This window comes from Salmonella sp. SAL4457 (assembly GCF_046548235.1).
Taxonomy (GTDB): domain Bacteria; phylum Pseudomonadota; class Gammaproteobacteria; order Enterobacterales; family Enterobacteriaceae; genus Salmonella; species Salmonella enterica.
This window is the reverse complement of sequence record NZ_JBGDZO010000488.1, coordinates 1-272: the sequence shown is the minus strand read 5'-3', so window position 1 is coordinate 272 and position 272 is coordinate 1. Positions and strand designations below refer to the sequence as shown.

1 protein-coding gene is annotated in these 272 nt (G+C 71.0%); it reads right to left on the bottom strand.

All coding sequences use genetic code 11. The annotated features are described in order from the left end of the window. A partial coding sequence (locus tag ACLJNW_RS25170; RefSeq protein ID WP_410961352.1) for an MFS transporter occupies positions 1-272 on the bottom strand: 272 nt, incomplete at both ends.

The window sequence follows — 272 nt, the reverse complement described above, 5'->3', positions numbered from 1 at the left end:
AGCCACAGCGCGGGCTGGCGCAACTGCCGCAGGTAGCCTTCGCGGCCGGGCAGGTCGCCGGCCTGGCGTTGCGGCAGGAAGCGCCAGAGCAGCAGGCACAAGGGCAGCGAATAGAACGCGATGCCGGCGAAGATCCAGCGCCAGCCGAACCAGTCGCTGATCTGTACGCCCAGTGGCACGCCGAACACCAGCGAACCGCTGATGCCCATGAAGATCAGGCCGATCGCCCGGCCGCGCTGGGCCGGGGCGGCCAGCTCGGCGGCGAGCAGGCT